This is a genomic window from Pseudomonas sp., assembly GCF_050739995.1.
In the GTDB taxonomy this organism is placed as follows: domain Bacteria; phylum Pseudomonadota; class Gammaproteobacteria; order Pseudomonadales; family Pseudomonadaceae; genus Aquipseudomonas.
The window spans coordinates 1-2729 of sequence record NZ_JBOICG010000186.1 but is presented as its reverse complement, the minus strand read 5'-3'; the positions used below and the strand labels follow the sequence as shown (position 1 = coordinate 2729).

The 2729-nt window shown below is 60.2% G+C and carries 2 protein-coding genes; one reads left to right on the top strand and one right to left on the bottom strand.

Translation table 11 applies throughout. The features are described from left to right. Positions 1 to 1585: glucan biosynthesis protein D (locus ACRESD_RS06545; RefSeq protein WP_431750183.1), on the bottom strand; the 1585-nt coding region annotated here is incomplete at its 3' end. A 312-nt stretch (positions 1586 to 1897) separates the two neighbouring features. On the opposite strand from ACRESD_RS06545, the gene ACRESD_RS06540 reads away from it, so the two are divergent. Then, positions 1898 to 2605 (top strand): tellurite resistance TerB family protein, encoded by a 708-nt coding sequence (locus tag ACRESD_RS06540; RefSeq protein WP_431750182.1) that lies wholly within the window; start codon positions 1898 to 1900, stop codon positions 2603 to 2605. Positions 2606 to 2729: the final 124 nt, after the last annotated feature.

The window sequence follows — 2729 nt, the reverse complement described above, 5'->3', positions numbered from 1 at the left end:
GGTACAGCCAGGTTTCACTCAGTGTGCGGTCCTGGGTGCGGATAAACAGACGCAGCTCCACTGGCTCCACGCTGTCGCTGGTCGGGTACCAGTCGAACAGAATGCGATAGCCCTTGATGTTGTCGAGCACCAACACGCTGAAATCTTTCACTTCACCGTGGGAGCAGGTCACCACCGGCTCGATCCCGGTACCGGCTGGCAAGCGGTCCAGGCCGCCACCCTTGAAGTCCACGGCAAACCGACGTGCCCACACTTCGGGGTAATGCTCACCCGGCGCCCAACCTTCGGTAAAACCACCCATGCCTGAACGTGTGGCGTCGACCTGTGCCAACGGCGTGCTCACCGGTGGCAAAGCGCTCCAGTACAGCTTGTAGCCATAGTTGAGCGAGTCGCCAGCGGCCACCGGTTTTTTCGGCGTCCAGAAGGCCACGATGTTATCCAGGGTTTCGCCGGTGGTGGGGATCTCCAGCAGGTCGATGGAGCCTTCGCCCCATGCCGTAGTGGGCTCCACCCACAGGCTTGGGCGCTTGCTGTACCAGTCCACAGTGTCCTGGTAGCTGGCGAACTCATGGTCGGTCTGCACCAGGCCGAAGCCTTTCGGGTCGGTGTCGGCAAAGGCGTTGAATTGCAATTTGGCCGGATTGTTCAGCGGGCGGCAGATCCACTCGCCGTTGCCGCGCCACATCGCCAGGCGGTCCGAGTCGTGGATTTGTGGGTGAATGGTGTCGCACATACGACGCTCATGGGTGCCGCAACTGAACATGCTGGTCATCGGCGCGATACCCAGTTGTTCGATGGTCGTGCGTGCATTGATATGTGCATCGATGGCCATCACCACCTGGTTGGCCTGGCAGTCGATATCGAAGCGGTAGGCGCCTGTGGCGCTCGGCGAGTCAAGCAGGGCGTAGACCACAAAGCGCGTGGCATCCTTGTCCGGGGTTTCGAACCAGAACTGCGTGAAGTCGGGGAATTCCTCGCGCTTTTTCGCGTAGGTATCAATCGCCAGGCCGCGTGCCGAAAGACCGTATTGGCCGGTGGAGTCCACGGCCCTGAAGTAGCTGGCACCGAGAAACGACAGCACATCGTGCCGGTCCAGTTCCGGCGCCTTGAACAGCTTGAAGCCGGAGAACCCCAGGTCACCGGTCAACTGTTTAGTGTCTACCGTGGTTTTCGCGTAGTTGAACAGTGAGGGGCGGAAATGCACCTCCCGCGCCTCTCGGGTCTTGGGATCAACGCTGTGCATGCGCACCGGTGTCTTGAAACCCATGCCGACGTGGAAGAACTGCACGTCGAGTTGGCCGTTCAATTCCTTCCACAGCGAATGGTTGCCGTCGTAGCCGATGGCGTTGAAATTCTGTGGTGTCATGGTCGCCAGGGTCGGCGGCAGCACCTGTTTGGTGTCCTTGTAAGCGGTCCCGGCGAGTTGCTTGGCCTGGGCTTTGAGCGACTCAAAGTCGAAGGCCACGGCCTTGCCATCGGCGGCGCGGTTGCCAGCCCAAGCCTGGGCTGCCAACAGGCCGCTGGCCGACAAGCCGGTGTAAGCCGCAATGGCCATAGACGCTTTGAGCAAATTCCTGCGGTGCATAGAGACAACCTGTCGTGAGCGAATCCCGCGCCGGCCCTGGCGCGTAGCGGATCAGAAAAAACGGTTCGGACATGCCTTCGACCAAACGCAACGGACAATAAACAGACGGCGGATAGCTTAAGCGGTTCGATCGTGTAGGAAAATTGGTTGATGGCGGTGTGATGGCTTTGTATGTGAAACAAGGCATTTCGTCGCCCACTGCCGTTGTATCGGGCGTTACATCTGGAAGCACTCTAGATCGTGGCTTTTTGGCACTTAGTTTTACGCTGGGAGCCTATTGGTCCTACGAACCCAAGTGTCTGGAGGCTGCGAATGAATACCCGTGGATTGCTCGATCAGTTGCTCAAGTCTGGCCAGGATATGTTGCAGAACAAGGCGAGTGGCCAACGTAAATCGGACGATAAAGGTGCCTTGGGCGGATTGCTCGGCGGTGGCGGCCTGGGCAGCCTGCTCGGCGGTGCGGGCGGCGGCGCGCTGGCGGCAGGGGCCATGGGCCTGCTGCTGGGGAACAAAAAAGCCCGCAAATTGGGCGGCAAGGCCCTGACCTATGGCGGGTTGGCGGCGCTTGGTGTGATCGCCTACAAGGCCTACGGCAACTGGCAGGCGCAACAGGTCAGCGCGCCGCAAGGCGAACCGCAGACCATCGACCGTCTGCCGCCAGCCCAGGTCGAGCAGCACAGCCAGGCCATCCTCAAGGCATTGGTGGCGGCCGCCAAGGCCGACGGACACGTAGATGAGCGCGAGCGTGCGCTGATCGAAGGGGAGTTCACCAAGCTGGATAACGACCGCGAGCTGCAAAGCTGGTTGCACGCCGAACTCAACAAGCCGCTCGATCCAACCGACGTCGCCCGCGCGGCCAGCACGCCGGAAATGGCCGCGGAGATGTACATCGCCAGCGTAATGCTGGTGGACGAAGAAAACTTCATGGAGAAAGCCTACCTCGATGAGCTGGCCCGCCAACTCAAACTCGAACCCGGTTTAAAAGCCGAGCTGGAAAAGCAGGTACGGTTAACCCCATAACCCCAGTTTTTTACGCAAAACCCCATGTGGGAGGGGGCTTGTGTGGGAGCCGGGCTTGCCCGCGATGCAGACACCTCGGTTTATCAGAGACACCGAGGTGATGCTATCGCAGGCAAGCCAGCTC